Origin of the sequence: Sphingomonas sp. (assembly GCF_039595165.1) — a bacterium.
Classification (GTDB): domain Bacteria; phylum Pseudomonadota; class Alphaproteobacteria; order Sphingomonadales; family Sphingomonadaceae; genus Sphingomonas.
Map to the genome: position 1 here is coordinate 1 of NZ_JBCNMA010000083.1, position 14964 is coordinate 14964.

General features: G+C 70.1%; 12 protein-coding genes. 3 read left to right on the forward strand and 9 right to left on the reverse strand.

The window, feature by feature from the left end; genetic code table 11:
• Nucleotides 1-117 precede the first annotated feature (117 nt).
• From ABDV68_RS13320 to ABDV68_RS13335, 4 genes are read right to left on the reverse strand one after another with little or no spacing between them, the layout of a single operon-like run.
• On the reverse strand, nt 118-1281 hold the full coding sequence (locus ABDV68_RS13320) for an ABC transporter permease (protein ID WP_343520510.1): 1164 nt from the start codon (nt 1279-1281) through the stop codon (nt 118-120).
• On the reverse strand, nt 1278-2336 hold the full coding sequence (locus ABDV68_RS13325) for an ABC transporter substrate-binding protein (RefSeq protein ID WP_343520511.1): 1059 nt from the start codon (nt 2334-2336) through the stop codon (nt 1278-1280). Before ABDV68_RS13325 ends, ABDV68_RS13320 begins: the two co-directional genes overlap by 4 nt.
• Nucleotides 2333-3436: an ABC transporter ATP-binding protein gene (locus ABDV68_RS13330; protein WP_343520512.1), complete on the reverse strand. Its 1104-nt coding sequence runs from the start codon at nt 3434-3436 to the stop codon at nt 2333-2335. The genes ABDV68_RS13325 and ABDV68_RS13330 overlap by 4 nt, the downstream gene beginning before the upstream one ends.
• On the reverse strand, nt 3433-4641 hold the full coding sequence (locus ABDV68_RS13335; protein WP_343520513.1) for a PLP-dependent aminotransferase family protein: 1209 nt from the start codon (nt 4639-4641) through the stop codon (nt 3433-3435). Before ABDV68_RS13335 ends, ABDV68_RS13330 begins: the two co-directional genes overlap by 4 nt.
• A gap of 143 nt (nt 4642-4784) precedes the next feature.
• Here ABDV68_RS13335 and ABDV68_RS13340 point away from each other — a divergent pair, with 143 nt between their 5' ends.
• Genes ABDV68_RS13340 through ABDV68_RS13350 form a run of 3 tightly spaced genes read left to right on the forward strand, consistent with a single transcriptional unit; the run spans nt 4785 to nt 8178 of the window.
• Nucleotides 4785-6179, forward strand: coding sequence for an amidohydrolase (locus tag ABDV68_RS13340; RefSeq protein WP_343520515.1), 1395 nt, complete (start codon nt 4785-4787; stop codon nt 6177-6179).
• A complete protein-coding gene (locus ABDV68_RS13345; protein ID WP_343520516.1) occupies nt 6176-7444 on the forward strand; it encodes an amidohydrolase family protein in 1269 nt (422 codons plus the stop codon). The genes ABDV68_RS13340 and ABDV68_RS13345 overlap by 4 nt, the downstream gene beginning before the upstream one ends.
• Complete coding sequence (locus ABDV68_RS13350; RefSeq protein ID WP_343520517.1) at nt 7441-8178, forward strand: hypothetical protein; 738 nt, start codon at nt 7441-7443, stop codon at nt 8176-8178. The genes ABDV68_RS13345 and ABDV68_RS13350 overlap by 4 nt, the downstream gene beginning before the upstream one ends.
• Before the next feature lie 3 nt (nt 8179-8181).
• Here the strand turns inward: ABDV68_RS13350 and ABDV68_RS13355 are convergent, their stop codons facing one another.
• The 5 genes from ABDV68_RS13355 to ABDV68_RS13375 all read right to left on the reverse strand — a co-directional run.
• The gene (locus ABDV68_RS13355) at nt 8182-8649 is read right to left on the reverse strand and encodes an FKBP-type peptidyl-prolyl cis-trans isomerase (RefSeq protein WP_343520518.1); all 468 of its coding nucleotides are present in this window, start codon (nt 8647-8649) and stop codon (nt 8182-8184) included.
• A complete protein-coding gene (locus ABDV68_RS13360) occupies nt 8649-11450 on the reverse strand; it encodes a pitrilysin family protein (RefSeq protein ID WP_343520519.1) in 2802 nt (933 codons plus the stop codon). The genes ABDV68_RS13355 and ABDV68_RS13360 overlap by 1 nt, the downstream gene beginning before the upstream one ends.
• A gap of 10 nt (nt 11451-11460) precedes the next feature.
• Complete coding sequence (locus ABDV68_RS13365; RefSeq protein WP_343520520.1) at nt 11461-12570, reverse strand: membrane dipeptidase; 1110 nt, start codon at nt 12568-12570, stop codon at nt 11461-11463.
• A complete protein-coding gene (locus ABDV68_RS13370) occupies nt 12567-14582 on the reverse strand; it encodes an amidohydrolase family protein (protein WP_343520521.1) in 2016 nt (671 codons plus the stop codon). The genes ABDV68_RS13365 and ABDV68_RS13370 overlap by 4 nt, the downstream gene beginning before the upstream one ends.
• An 88-nt stretch (nt 14583-14670) precedes the next feature.
• Nucleotides 14671-14964: ATP-binding protein (locus tag ABDV68_RS13375; RefSeq protein WP_343520523.1), on the reverse strand; the 294-nt coding region annotated here is incomplete at its 5' end.

Sequence of the window (14964 nt, forward strand, 5' to 3'; positions counted from 1 at the left end):
GATTGAACGACATCGGCACGATCGCGAGGATCGGAAGCAGCAGGAAGGCGAGGACGAGCCCCGCGACTGCGATCAGGGCGATGCGCGCGACGCGCTCGCCGTGCGAGGCGGGCGCGCTCATATCGGCCGCCATCCGGACACGCTGCGGCCGAGGATCAGAATTGCGCCGAGGGGAATTACCAGCAGGATGCTGAGCGCCGCCGCCATGCCCCAGTTGAGCGAGCGGTTGGTGTAGAAGGCGATCGACGCGCTCACCATCTGGTCGGCGCCGCCGCCGACCAGCGCCGGCGTGATGTAATAGCCGAGCGCCAGCGTGAAGACGATCACCGCACCGGCGATCACGCCCGGCAAGGTCTGCGGGAAATAGACGCGCACGAATGCGGATACCGGCCCGGCGCCGAGCGATCGCGCGGCGCGGAGCGTGTCGGGCGGTACGCGCCGCATCACGCCGTAGAGCGGCAGGATGAAGAACGGCAGCAGCACATGCGTCATGGCGATATAGACTCCGGTCCGGCTGTAGAGCAGCGGCAGCGGCGCCTGCGCGAGCCCCAGCGCCTGGATCAGCCCGTTGACCACACCGTTGGTCTGCAGCAGCACGACCCAGGCGGTGGTTCGCACCAGCGTCGAGGTCCAGAACGGCAGCAGCACGACGATCAGCAGCGGATTGGCGAATTTGGATGGCGCGCGCGCGACCAGATAGGCGACCGGATAGCCCAGCACGATGCAGAGCAGGGCGACGATCGCGCTGATCTTGAAGGTTCGCAGCAGGATCTCAACGAATACCGCCTGTTCGGACGGGACGGAGACGATATGGCCGTCGGGGTCGACGCGGCGATCGAGCGCGGCCCAGAGGTAGAAGCTGCTCGACGGCCCGCTGGCATGGCGCATCGCCGACCAGGTCGCCCGATCGCCCCAGCGCGGGTCGATCCGGGCGAGATCGGCGACCGAACCGCCGGCGGCACCCTGGTCGAGCCGCGCGGCGGTCGCGAAGATCAGGCTGCGCGAGCCGACGATATCGTAGTTCAGGCGGTTGGCGATCCGGTTGATCGTCCCGGCATGACGCGCCGCGCGCATCTCGCCTGCTGCGGTCGCCGCGGCGGTGTCGGGCGGAAACCCGGCGCCGTCCCATGCGCGCAGCGCCTTCGCCGTGCGCGGCATCACCACGGGCAGTTCCTGCTCGCTCACCCCGCGCATCAGCATCATCGCCACCGGTGCGGCGAAGGCGACGAGCAGCGTGAGGAGCAGCGGGGCGAGCAGCGCGAACGGCCAGAACCGTTTCACTGCGCGACCCAGGCATTGAAGCGCTGAGTCAGCTCGTCGCCATATTCGACCCAGAAATCGCCGTCGAGCTTGAGCGCGCGTTTCATATTTTCCGGCTCGGTCGCGGTATTCTCGCGCCAGCGCGGCTCGATCCTGGCCTGCGCCACCCGGCTCGTAAGGCCCGTGGGCATGATCCGCGCGAGGTTCATCTGGTTCTCGGGCCGCGTCGCGAAGCGGATGAACTGCATCGCCTCGGCTTTGCGTGGGCTGTTCTTGAGGATTGCCCAATAGTCGACGGCGTAGATGTTGCCGTTCCACTGCAGCTTGAAGTTGCGCTTCTCGTCGCGGTTGGCGACGACCAGGCGGCCCGGGCTGGTGACCGACATCACCACCTCGCCCGACCCGAGCAGGTCGGGAACCTGTGCCACCGAGGACCACCAAACGACGTGCGGCTTGAGCTCGTCGAGCTTGCGGAAGGCGCGGTCCACCCCGGCTCGGGTGCGCAGCACCGGATAGATTTCCGCCGCAGGCACGCCGTCGGCCATCAGCGCGATCTCGAGCGCATATTTGGGCGTCTTGCGGATACCGCGCTTGCCGGGGAAGCGGCGGACGTCCCAGAAATCCGCCCAGCTCTGCGGTCCTGCGCCTGCGATGCGGTCGCCGTCATAGCCGATCAGGTAAGACCAGAGCTGTGATCCGACGCCGCAGGTGTTGACCGCGGCATCGGTGAAGGCCGAGCGCCCGCCGAGCGCGGCCCAGTCGAGCGGCTCGAACAGTCCCTCCTCACAGCCGAGGATGATCTCCTCGGTCTCGGCCTGGACGACATCCCAGCTGGTGTCGCCGCCCAGCACCTTGGTCCGGATCACGCCGATTCCGCCGTGCCAGCTGTCCTCGCGTACCGCGATGCCGGTCGACTTGCCGAACGGGGCGACCAGCGCCTGGCGGTCGGCCGCCTGCGAGCTGCCGCCCCAGCCGACCACGGTCAGGGGGCGCGGCTTCTCGGCGCCATCGCATCCGGCCAGCGCCAGCGCGGCGGCGAGGCCCGCGAGCCAGGTTCTGCACCCCCGTGGAATCATCCGTCCGTGCCTCCCACCGTCTCCTTCTGGGCGAAGGCGAAAGCGCTGTCGATTGCCCAGCCGAGCGCGATCCGGTCATGGCGTACCGCCCCCGGCGAACGCGCCGTCACCTGATCGCCACCGGGCAGCCGCGCGTAGATCCGCGTATGGTCGCCCAGATAGAGCCGATCCTCCACCACCGCATCGAAGCGATTGGCGAGCTCACCGGCATCCTGCCCGGTCTGCACCGCTTCCGGCCGCACCGTGACGATCGCGCGGTCGCCGGTCGCAAGGCCGTTGGTCGCACGTGCGCGAACGGTCGCGCCGCCGGCGATCTCGATCGTGCAGCGACCGTCGCTGCGCTCCACGACGATGCCGTCGAGCCGGTTGTTCTCGCCGATGAATCCGGCGACGAAGGCGTTCGCCGGGGTGTCGTAGATCGCGCGCGGCGTGTCGACCTGCTGCAGCCGCCCGTCCGCGAACACCGCGATACGATCGCTCATCGCCAGCGCCTCGGCCTGGTCGTGCGTGACGTAGATCACGGTGATGCCGGTGCGGCGCTGGATCTGCTTGATCTCCACCTGAAGCTTCTCGCGCAGCTGGCGGTCGAGCGCGCCGAGCGGTTCGTCCATCAGCACCACATCGGGGCCGAAGATCAGGGCGCGGGCGAGCGCGACGCGCTGCTGTTGTCCGCCCGAGATGGTGTTGATGCGGCGATCGCCCAGCCCGTCGAGATTGACCAGCGCGAGCGCGTCGGCGATCCGCGCCTCCGCCGCGGCGCCGCGGATGCCGCGCACGGCGAGCGGGAAGGCGAGGTTGCGGGCGACCGTCATGTGCGGGAACAGCGCGTAGTTTTGGAACACGACGCCCATGTTGCGGCGGTGCGGCGGCTTGTCGGCGAGCGACCCGCCGTCGAGGCGGATGTCGCCGGTGCTGACCCGTTCGAACCCGGCCAGCATCATCAACGTGGTGGTCTTGCCCGATCCCGAGGGGCCGAGCAGAGTCAGGAACTCGCCGCGGCGGACCGAGAGGTCGAGGTCGGCCACCGCCCAATGCGTGCCGTCATAGGTCTTGCCGACGCCGCTGAGTTCGACCAGCGCGGGGCCGATGCCGCTGCTCACCGCGCGGTCATCGCGCGATAGACCTCGGCCAGGCGGACGATGCCGGCTTCGATCGTGTCAGGGTCGGCGAAACTGTAGGACAGCCGGACATGGTTGCGCGGCGGCGCGCGGTTGCCGGTCGTGGCGCCGGCGAAGAAGCGGCTGCCCGCGATCAGGTTGATCCCGGCGGCTTCGGCATCGGCGGCGAGCCGGTCGCCATCGACATGTACGGGCAGGGTCAGCCACAGATAATAGCCGCCGTCGGGCACCTGCACGCGGATCTCGGGCAGCTCGCGGTCAAGAGACGCGAGCATCCGGTCGCGCCGCTGGCGATAGGCGTCGCGGACCCGGGCGACATGCGCGTCGAACGCGGGCGAGCGCCCGAACTCATAGAGGATGCGCTGGATCAGCGCCGACGAGCCGCCTTCAGCCTTGAGCCGGATCAGCCGCGCGATGATCGCCGGATCGGCGGCGATCCAGCCCATGCGCAGCCCCGGCGCGACGAGCTTGGAGAAGGTGCCGACATGCAGTACGACGCCGTGGGTATCGAGCGCCTTGAGCGAAGGGACGGCCTCGCCCTCGAAGCGGACGCGGCGATAGGGCGTGTCCTCGACGATCGCGATGTGGTTGCGCGCGGCGAGCTCGATCAGCGCGCGGCGCCGCGCGAGCGGCATCGTCACCCCGCTCGGATTATGGAAGTCGGCGACGTTGTAGATCAGCTTGGGCGCCGTCAGACCTTCGGCCGCGCGGCGGGCGAGGGTCGCCTCGAGCTCGTCGACGCGGATGCCGGCTTCGTCCTGCCCGATCTCGATGAACTCGACGCCATAGACGCCGAAGATCGGAATCGCGGTGAAGTACATCGGCGCCGTGACGACGATCGCGTCACCTTCGTCGAGCAGCAGGCGCGAGATGAGGTCCAGGCCGTTCTTGGCGCCGTTGACGATCAGCAGGTTCTGCGCGGTCAGCGTGCAGCCGTCGCGGTTCATGAGATCGGCGATCCAGTCGCGCAGGAGCGGCTGGCCCTGGCCGGCGGAATATTGCAGCGTTTCACCGCGATGCGCATTGAGCGCGATCTCGGCGAATGGCGTGAGATCGGGCAGCAGATCGGGCGCGGCGAAGCCTGAATCGAATGCGATCACGCCATCGTCCAGTTCCGACGGGAAATGCGACCCCGGAAACACGGTCGAAAGCCCCGCCGCACGGCGTGCAAGACGAAGATCAGCCACCCCTTCTCCCATTCCTGTCGCAACCCGCATTCGTCGCGAGCGGCCCCGCTTGGAAGGATGGATGGCGTCCGCAAATCCGCCATCCGATTGAGGGGCTGGGGGATTCATCGGGCCGGTCCATCGTTGCTTGAAAAGGGGGGAGCATGATCCCGGTCGAGTCGATGAGAGGTTGGGCGATACTGGCGCTGGCGCCGCTGCTGGTTGCGGCGGAACTGCCACCCGGGCTCGATCCGTTCGCCGTGCCCGACCCGTTCCCGAGCACCTATGCCCCGGCGGCGTCGGTGCCGTTGGCGATCGTCGGCGCGACCGTGCTGACCGGGACCGGCGCCGAGATCGCCGATGCGACGCTGCTGCTGCGCGACGGCAAGGTCGAGGCGGTGGGGCAGGGGCTCGCCGTGCCGGCTGGCTATGCGGTGATCGACGCACGAGGCAAATGGGTGACCCCGGGCGTGATCGACGCGCACTCGCATCTCGGCGCGTCGGGCTCGCCGTCGATCCCCGCGCATGACGATACCAACGAGGCGACCGCGCCCAACGCCGCCGAGGCGTGGATCGAGCATTCGGTGTGGCCGCAGGACCCCAAGTTCCGCCTTGCGCGCGCCGCGGGCGTGACCACGCTGCAGCTGCTGCCGGGATCGGCCAATCTGTTCGGCGGACGTTCGGTGACCGTGCGCAACGTGCCCGCGACGAGCGTGCAGGCGATGAAGCTGCCCGGTGCGCCATATGGCCTCAAGATGGCCTGCGGCGAGAATCCCAAGACGACGTTCGGCGGGCGCGGGCGGGCGCCGGCGACGCGGATGGGCAATGTCGCGGGCTATCGCGCCGCCTGGATCGCCGCCGCCGACTATGCGCGTCGCTGGGACGTCTGGCGCGCCAAGGGGGCGGGCGAGCCGCCCCGCCGCGACTTGCAGCTCGATACGCTGGCGGGTGTGCTCAAGGGCGAGATCCTGGTCCAGAATCATTGCTACCGCGCCGACGAGATGACGGTGATGATCGATGTCGCGCGCGAGTTCGGCTTCCGCATCGCCGCGTTCCATCACGCCAGCGAAGCCTACAAGATCGCGCCGTTGCTCGCGCGCGAGGGCATCTGCATCGCGACCTGGGCCGAGGCATGGGGGGCGAAGATGGAGTCGTTCGACGGGATCGAGGAGAATGCCGCGATGATCGAGGCGGCAGGCGGCTGCGCGGTGCTGCATTCGGACGACGGGCTGCTCGGCCAGCGCCTCAACCAGGAAGCGGGGATCGCCATGGCAGCGGGCCGCGCGGCGGGGCTGGCGGTGGGCCGCGGCACCGCGATCAAGTGGATCACGCTCAATCCGGCCAAGGCCATGGGGATCGACCGGCTGACCGGCTCGCTCGAGCCGGGTAAGGCCGCCGATGTCGTGCTGTGGAGCGCCGATCCGCTCAGCGTCTACGCGTTGGCGGAGCGGGTGTGGATCGACGGCGCGCTGGTCTGGGATCGCGCCGATCCGGCGATGCAGGCGCGTCAGCGCAGCGACATGATGCTGGGCCAGCCGGGGCGCGAGGTGACGCGATGATCGGCCGCGCGAGCGTCCTTCTCGCCTGCTTCCTGGCGACGCCCGCGGCGGGGCAGGACGTCGCGATCGTCAACGCCCGGATCCTCAGCATGGGGCCGATGGGCGAGATTCCGCGCGGCACGGTGGTGATCCGCGCGGGCCGCGTCATCGCGGTCGGCGCACGGATAACGCCACCCCCGGGGGTGCCGGTGGTCGACGCGCAGGGCAAGGTCGCCACCCCCGGCTTCGTCGCCCCCTACACCACGCTCGGCCTCGTCGAGGCGCGTTCGGTCGCGGGGACCGACGATCGCGCCTCGGCCAGCCCGGCGGTCAGCGCGGCGCTCGATGCCGGCGACGGGCTCAACCCGGATTCGGTGCTGATCCCGGTCGCGCGGCTCGGCGGGATCACCCGCTCGATCGTCGTGCCCGGCTATGCCCGTAGCGGCCAGCGCGAGCTGCTGTTCGCGGGGCAGGCGGCGGCGGTCCAGCTCGGCACGGGCGGCACGATGCTCACCCGGCGCGGCGTGGCGATGGTGCTGGCGATGGGCGAGGACGGCGCCGAGCGCGGCGGCGGATCGCGCGGCGCTGCGCTCGCCCTGTTGCGCGCGGCGCTCGACGAGGTGCGAAGCTACGCCCGGCGGCGCGCGGACTATGATCGCGGCGCGATGCCGCCGCTGTCGTTGTCGCGCGCTGATCTCGACGCGCTGGTGCCGCTGGTCGAGGGGCGCATGCCGCTGCTGATCACCGTCAACCGCGCGTCGGACATCCGCGAGATGATCGATTTCGCGCGCGCCCAGGGGCTCAAGCTGATCCTGGAGGGCGCGGCCGAGGGCTGGCGCGTCGCCCCGGCGATCGCCGCGGCCAAGGTGCCGGTTCTGCTCACCCCGATCGAGAATGTCCCGGCCAGCTTCGAGATGCTCGGCGCGACGCTGACCAATGCGCGGCGGTTGCATGCCGCGGGGGTGACGGTCGCATTCGAGCCGAACGGCCCCCAGCGCGAGCGCGAGTTGCGCCAGAACGCGGGCAATGCTGTTGCCGAGGGGCTGCCATATGCCGCGGCGCTCGCGGCGATCACGATCAATCCGGCGCGGATCTTCGGCCTGGCCGACCGCATCGGTTCGCTCGAGCCGGGCAAGGACGGAGACGTCGTGCTGTGGGACGGCGATCCGCTGGAGACGACCACCCGGCCGGTCGCGATCTATATCCGTGGTAGCGCCCAGCCGATGACTTCGCGCCAGACCGAGCTGCGAGACCGCTATCTACCCCAGGTGAGGAGGGCACAATGAAGATCGATCCGACAAAGCTGCTGATGGTCTATTCCGCCGTGCTGACGGCGGCCGCCGTCGGCATGATGGGGAATATCGGAGCGGTCGCCCAGTCGAGCGGACCCGCCGCCGGCAAGGCGACCTTCGATACGATCGACGTCAAGCGCATCAACATCCGCGAGGACGACGGTACGTTGCGCCTGGTCGTGTCCAACACCAGCCGCGCTCCCGGCATCATCATGCGTGGCAAGGAGCGCCCGCATCCCAGCGGCAACCGCGGCGCCGGCCTTATCTTCTACAATAACGAGGGCAGCGAAAATGGCGGGCTGATCTTCAGCGGCCAGCGCGGTCCGGACGGCAAGGCTTCGGGCATGGGGCATCTGAGCTTCGACCAATATGAGCAGGACCAGGTGATTCAGCTCACCCAGAACGAACATGACGGGCAGCGCATGGCGGCGATGATCGTCAGCGACCGGCCCGACTCGCCGCTCGATTTCGATCTCGCCGAACGGCTCGCGAAGATGGCGCCGGGAGCCGAGCGCGATGCGCTCATGGCCAAGCTGCGTGCCGACGGCGTCGGCGGGCGGCAGCGGCTCTATGCCGGCAAGAGCCGCGACAAGAGCTCGGCGGTCGCGCTGAGCGACGGTCTGGGCCGGCCGCGCCTGATGCTGCGCGTGGCGCATGACGGCGCCGCATCGATCGAGTTCATGGACGAGAAGGGCAAGGTGGTACGGACGCTTTCGCCGACCCCGTGAGGGTCAAGGCGCGGGCGGCGCGATCGCGATCAGTTCGATCGTGAAGAGCAGCGTCGCCCCGCCCGGGATCGGTCCGCGGCCCTTGAACCCATAGGCAAGCTCGGCGGGGATCGCGAGCTCGATCGTGTCGCCGACGCCGGCCAGCTGCACGCCCTCGGTCCAGCCCTTGACGACGCGGCCCAAGGGGAAGGTGGCGGGCTCCCCGCGCGCGATCGAGCTGTCGAACTCGCTGCCGTCGACGAACCGGCCGGCATAATGGACCGTCACCCGGTCGGCGGCGGAGGGACGGGCGCCATTCCCGCTGCCCTTGACGCGCCGCCAGCGCAGTCCGGAGGCGGTGGCATGCCAGCCTTGCGCGGCGCCACGCTCGGCCAGCGCAAGCTGCTGGCGATTGTGCCACGCAGCATCCTGGCTAGGCGCCGCGGGCGTAGCCGCCTGGGCGGCGAGGACGAGGAGCGCCGCCAAGGACATCATGGCGCGATCAGCCTAGCCGCGTCGGTCATCTCGACCGACGGGTATTTGGTCTTGAGCGCGGGAAGCCATGCCTTGCTGTCGCCGACCACCAGCACCACCGCGCGCTTGGGATCGAGCCGTTGCGCCGCCGCTGCGATCGCTTCCCCGCTCACGGCCGGCGAAGACCCGAGCTCCTCGCGCGCGAGCGACAGCGGGGCGCCAGTCGCGACGAGGTCCGCGAGATAATCGCCGAGGCTCGCCGTGCGATCGGTTCGCGTGGCGAGGCCCCTCGCGACGTAGTCGCTTCGCTCGGCGACCGCGGCCGGATCGGGCGGCGCCGCGGCAAGCCGCGTGAACTGCGCGAGCACCAGATCGACGACTTCCGCGGCGGACTCGGTCTTGGTCTGAGTCGCCGCCATCACATAGCCGGCGCCGCGCCGCATCTCGATCTGGCTTCCGGCGCCATAGCTGAGCCCGCGCTTCTCGCGAATCTCCTTGCCCAGCCAGCCGCCCGAGCCGCCGCCCAGGACCGCATTGGCGACTTGCAGCGCGCGATGGTCGCCCGCCGTTCGCGGCCCGACCGGAAGCCCCGCCACCACGGCGGTCTGCGCAACCCCAGGCAGATCGATCGCGACGATCCGCGGCCTGGGATCGGGGATCGGTGGAAGTTCCGGTGCGGCGCCTCCCTGCCAGGCGCCGAATGCCGCCTGGGCAAGTGCGGTCGCCGCGCGCGGGTCGAGCGCCCCGGTGATGACCAGCGTTCCCGTGCGCGGCCCCCAAGTCGCGCGCGCCGCGGCGACATCATCGCCGTCGACCGCTGCCAGGGATGCTGCGGTGGCGACGCTGCCATAAGGCGTGCCTGCCGCCACGGCCGCGGGAAGCAGCCGGACCGCGAGCTGGATCGGCCGGCGCTCGCTCACCGCGATCGCGTCGACGAGGCGGCGGCGCTCACGCTCGAGTTCCGCCGTGGCGCTGCCCGGCCGCAAGACCACGTCGGCCATCAGGCGAGTCGCTTCCCCGGCATTGGCCGCGGGCACGGTCATCTGGAGGATCGTCGCGTCCGGCGTGGCGGTGGCCGACATGCGTGCCCCGAGGCGGTCGAGCGCCGCCCCGAAGGCCGCGGCATCACGCCCGCCCGCGCCGCGCAGCATCAGCGCTGCGGCGAGATCCGCGCGGCCGGCATGCCCCGCGGGGTCGCCCGCGTCCCCGCCGGGCAGCACCAGCTCGAGCGTAACCAGGGGCAAATCGGTCGAGCGCGCGCTGACGATGCGCAGGCCGTTGGCGAGCTTGCTTTCGGTAATGGCCGGTGGCTGGCGGCGTTGCGGTCCCGGCCCCGGCGGCTGCTCGCGCTCGGCCTCGCCGGCGAACTTGAGCGGCGGGCGCGTTGCCGGCGGCACGACGACGCCCATGGTCTCGACGGCGTTGGGCGAGACGTCGCCGGTATAGCCGGCCGGGCGCAGGCTCTCATCCTGATAGCGGATCGTCACGCGCCGGCGGTCTGCGAGCCAGCGGCCGGCGACGCGCTGCACATCGGCCGGGGTCATGTTCCTGATCGCGGCGAGCCTTTTGTCGGCAAGGCCGGGATCATCGGCAAGCGTCGCGCCGTCCCCGATCAGGATCGCACGTCCCTGCGTCGTCTCGCGCGCCGAGAGCGCTTCGCCGAGCAGCGCGCTCTTGGCCGCCTCGAGTTCCTCCGCGCTGACCGGACGGTCGCGCAGCGCCGCCAGCTCGCTCGCCAGCGCCGCCTCCGCGGCAGCGACGCTCGCGTCCTTGGCGAGCGTCGTCGTGATCGCATAGGCATGGCCGTCGCGCGTCGGGAAGTTGAACGCCGCGTTGCTCGAGGCGAGCCCTTTCTCGCTGACCAGCACGCGGTTGAGCCGCCCGCCGGCGCCGCGCGTGAGCAGCGCGTCGACCATGTCGATCCCGAACGAATCGGGGTCGGCGGCAGGCGGCGCGACCCAGGCGGTGACGATGGCGGGCAACGGTACGTTCGGAGCATAGGCGTCGACGATGCGTGGCGCCGTTCGCTCGGGCTCCTTGGCGGGCGGCGTGACGATCAGCGGAGCCGCCGGCTTCGGGATCGCGCCGAGATAACGGTCGGTCCACGCATCCAGCTGCCCGGAATCGAAATTGCCCGCGACCACCACGACCATGTTGTCCGGGCGGTAGAAGGCCTCATGGAACGCGCTCACCTCGGCGAATGTCGCGCGGTCGAGCTCTTCGGCGGTTCCGCCGATCGGGCGGCCATAGGGGTGAGTGGTGAAGACGAAGCCGGGGATCAGATGATGCAGGATGCGGCCATAGGGCTGCGCGAAGATGCGCTGGCGCAGCTCCTCTTTCACGACCTCGCGTTCGGAAGCATATTGCTTCTCGTCGACGATCAGATTCCGGAGCCGCTCGCCTTCCATCCACAACAGGCTTTCGAGGCGGTTGGCGGCGGCCGTCGTCGTATAAAGCGTCGTGTCGAACAAGGTGGTGGCGTTGGCGCTTTCGGCGAAGCTCGACTGGAACGCGCTGACCCCTTGCGGCAGGTTGCGCGTCGGCTTGAACATGAGATGCTCGAACAGGTGCGCGAACCCGCCGCGCCCCTTGGGATCGTCGCGCTGGCCGGTCCTGTACCAGACATAGACGCTGACCGACGCCGCCTTCGGATCGCGATGGGCATAGACCGTCATGCCGTTGGCGAGCGTGCGCTTGACCGCGGCGAGCGGGGGAACCGCGATCGGCTTTGCCGTCACCGGCGCGGGCGCCTGCTGCGCGGTCGCCGTGCCCGCCGCGAGGGGCGTCGTTGCAAGAAGGGCAGCCAGCACGATCTTCATTTCTTCCCCCTCAGTTGTCGGGCCACAGCGAGCCGAACAGGCGCGCGAAATTCCCGCCCAGTATCTTGTCGATGCGCCGCGCCGGATGACCGCGTGCCGCGAGGTCGCGGCCGATGTCGAGGAACCGCCGCGGGCTGGTATATTCCGGGATCAGGTTGAGCATGTCGGGCGCTTCCCCCGGCGCGGCGATCCCGCGGGCGGCGCGGCTTTCGTAGAACTTGCGCTGCGCGGCGTAGGCGGCCTCGTCGGTGCGCTGCGCGGTGAGCGGGCCGTCGGTGCCGATGCCGACATGCTCCTCGCCGCACACCTTCACCGCATGCTCGATATGCCGGATCAGGTCCTCGCTCCGCGGTTGGCCCGATGCCCGCAAGAACGGCATCAGATAGATGCCGGCGACTCCGCCCTTGTCGGCCATCGCGCGCAGCGTGGCGTCGCCGACGTTGCGCGGCACGTCGTTCAGCGCGCGGCAGCCGGTGTGGCTGATCGCCATCGGCCGCGTCGCCGCGGCCACGCCTTCGGCGATCGTGCGCGCGCCGCCATGGCTGAGGTCGAGGACGATCTTCTGCGCCTCGATCTCGGCGATCAGCTTGCGGCCATAGTCCGACAGCCCGGCATCGGCGCGCTCGACGGCGCCGTCGCCGGCGAGGTTGCGCGTGTTGTAGGTCAGCTGGATCATGCGCACGCCCATCGCGCGGAACAGCGCGACATGGGCGGGATCGCCCTCGAGCGGACTGGTATCCTGGAAATTGCAGATGATCCCCAGGCGACCGCTGCGCTTGGCCTCCGCGAGGTCCGCGGCGGTCCGGACGAACAGCAGGAGCCTCGGGTGATCGAGGCACATCTGGGTCACCCGCGCGACTTCGGCGACCGAATCATGGAATTGGCCAGGCCCGCTGCCGACGCGGCCGACGGTCATGCTGATCGCGGTCATTCCCGCTTCACGGATCGCCGCGATCACTTCGGGCGTCATGCGCTGTCCGCCGCCGGTCGATCCCTGCGCATCGATGACCATCGCGCGCGCATAGTCGCGCTCGCCCCAGCGCGAGGGGGGCGCCGCGCTGGCCAGCATGCTCGCCGCCAGCGCCGCTCCGCCGCCCAGCAAGCCGCGCCGCGTGGTCACGCGCAACGTCCCCGGCGAGGCGCGAGCCCCGCGGCGACGGCCAGCGCATCGCCGTCGAACAGGGTACCCTGCTTGACCACCAGCGCGGCGCAACGCACCGCACCGATGCGCGCGAGCGGGTCGCCGTCGAGCAGGACGAGGTCGGCGCGCTTGCCCTTGGCGATCGATCCGCTCGTGCGGTCGAGCTTCATCACCCGCGCGGCGCCCAGCGTCGCATTGTAGAGCACGTCGCCCGGCGGAAGCCCGGCGGCGACGTGGAGCTCGAGCTCGCGCGCATAGAGCATCGCGCCGCCATCGGTTCCGTTGACCACCGCCACGCCGGCATCGTGCATGCGCTTGAGCAACTGCTGCATCCGCGCGAACGAGGCGCGATAGGTCTTGAGCTCTTCGGGCGTCCTGGCGCGTCCCCCGCCGCGCACGCCGCGCAGCGAGATGGCCGGCATCCGCTCCGCCCAGGGCGCCGTCCAGCCGACCATCTCGCCCTTCCAGCCGGTGAACATGTTCTCGAAGGTGACGAGCGTCGGGTCGACGACGGTGCCGTGCGCCTCGAGCTGCGCGATCAGCGCCCGCGCCGCCGGCCCGTCGGGATCGATCTCGTGACCGTGGCTATAGGCGTCGGTGAAGCGGGCGGGCGTCTGGCTGCGCGCCAGCACCTCGGGACCGAGGAAGCTCAGCAGCCAGAAATTGCCGTGCTGAATCTCGTCATAGCCCAGCGCGGCCGCCTCGCCCATCGTGAGCCCGGCCGGCAGATGACCGCCGACGCGCATGCCCCTGGCGTGCGCGCGGGCGATGGCGGCCCGGGCGGCCTCGGTCGACATCGAGCTGTACAGCTTGACCATCGGATAGCCGAGCGCGGCGAACGCATCGACCGCCGCCTCGGCTTCGGCGGGAGTCGTAACCAGCGACTTTGTCGGCCCGGCATAGGGTCCGCGCCCGTCGATCAGCCCGGCCTTGACGACGCGCGGACCAAGCAGCGTGCCGCTGTCGAACTGATCGCTGAGCCGCTTGAGCGGCACCGGGTCGTTGCCGAGGTCGCGCACCGTCGTGATCCCCGCGGCAAGCGCCATGATCCCTTCTTCGTAGCCCAGGACATGGACGTGCATGTCCCACAGGCCGGGGATGAGGACGCGCCCGCGCGCCTCGATCACGTGAGCGCCCCGGGGTACGGCGATGCTGCCGTCCGGGCCGACCGCTGCGATCGTCTCGCCTTGCACGAGCACGCTGGTGCCGGGACGGAGCCGGCGGGTCCCGGCGTCGAACAGCTTCGCGCCGCGGATCAGCACGCCGCGCTGATGGCGCGTCGCGAGGCTTGCCGCAGCGGTTCGGGCTTCGTTTTCGAACGCCTCGGCCTGCGCGGTGAGCAGGGCCGGCTGCTCGGCTTCATGGCCCGCGCGGATCACGCCATACCAGGGTATTCCGTTGGCGAAGAGCTGGCGTTCTTGATCGAGCCAGATTCCCGTCGGCCCCATCCCGAGCCCGTCGATCGCATAGAGCGTCGCGGTCCCGCCGCCGGTGATCGGCCGTGTGGTGAGGGTGCGGATCGAAGCGGTGCCGGCGGGCAGCAGCTTCACGCGCTGGCCGGGCGCGGCAAGCAGCGCGCGGGCGAGCGCCGCAATCGATTCGGCATTGCCTTCGTTGACGACATAGAAGCCGTCTGCCGGTGCGCTGCCTTCGTCGATCGCGCTGGTCCAGGTCGCGCGGCCATTGGCGACCGAGAAATTCTCCGAGGTCGCGATGCGGCGATAGTCGGTACCCGAGATCGCGACGCGGACCGGCAATCCGCGCGGGTCGTAATGGACGACGGTCTCCAGGTCCGGGCCGCGCCCGCGGTCCCGAAAGCTGAGTACCGACCGTTGCGCGCCGTCCGGTGCCTCGTTCAGCGTCAGGCTGCCCTTTGCGGTCCCCGACATCATGACCGTGTAGCGGCGCTCGGCAGGCGGCGCGGCGCCGAGCAGGATGAACGCGGCGGCGGCGGCGAATAGGCCTTTCGGCCGAAGAGTGGGTCCCGGCATCCCTATCACGATGGACGATGACGGCATTTCCACCATCGCAAAAGGATGAACCAGACGCGCGAGATCAGGCCATCGCGCGGAGGGCCATCTAAACCTCGGCAACCTGCGGAAAGCTCAGCGTGAACACCGCGCCGGCATCCGCCTGGTTCGCCGCGCGCACGCCGACTTGCATCGCGTCGGCGAAGCCCTTGACGATGGCGAGGCCGAGGCCGCTGCCGCCGTGGCGGTCGCCGCCTTCGCCCTGCGCGAAGGTGTCGAACACGCCGTGCTCGGTACCGGGTACGAGGCCACGGCCCTGGTCGCGGATCGCGAGTTCCACCGAATCCGGTGTTCGCCGCCCCTCGATCACGATCCGGCCGTTGTCACCGCCATGCTGCGCGGC

Coding starts and splice junctions, on each gene's coding strand:
- ABDV68_RS13360 (WP_343520519.1), bottom strand. CDS start 11,450: ATGAAGATCGTGCTGGCTGCCCTTCTTGCAACGACGCCCCTCGCGGCG.
- ABDV68_RS13345 (WP_343520516.1), top strand. CDS start 6,176: ATGATCGGCCGCGCGAGCGTCCTTCTCGCCTGCTTCCTGGCGACGCCC.
- ABDV68_RS13325 (WP_343520511.1), bottom strand. CDS start 2,336: ATGATTCCACGGGGGTGCAGAACCTGGCTCGCGGGCCTCGCCGCCGCG.
- ABDV68_RS13340 (WP_343520515.1), top strand. CDS start 4,785: ATGATCCCGGTCGAGTCGATGAGAGGTTGGGCGATACTGGCGCTGGCG.
- ABDV68_RS13350 (WP_343520517.1), top strand. CDS start 7,441: ATGAAGATCGATCCGACAAAGCTGCTGATGGTCTATTCCGCCGTGCTG.
- ABDV68_RS13370 (WP_343520521.1), bottom strand. CDS start 14,582: ATGCCGGGACCCACTCTTCGGCCGAAAGGCCTATTCGCCGCCGCCGCC.
- ABDV68_RS13355 (WP_343520518.1), bottom strand. CDS start 8,649: ATGTCCTTGGCGGCGCTCCTCGTCCTCGCCGCCCAGGCGGCTACGCCC.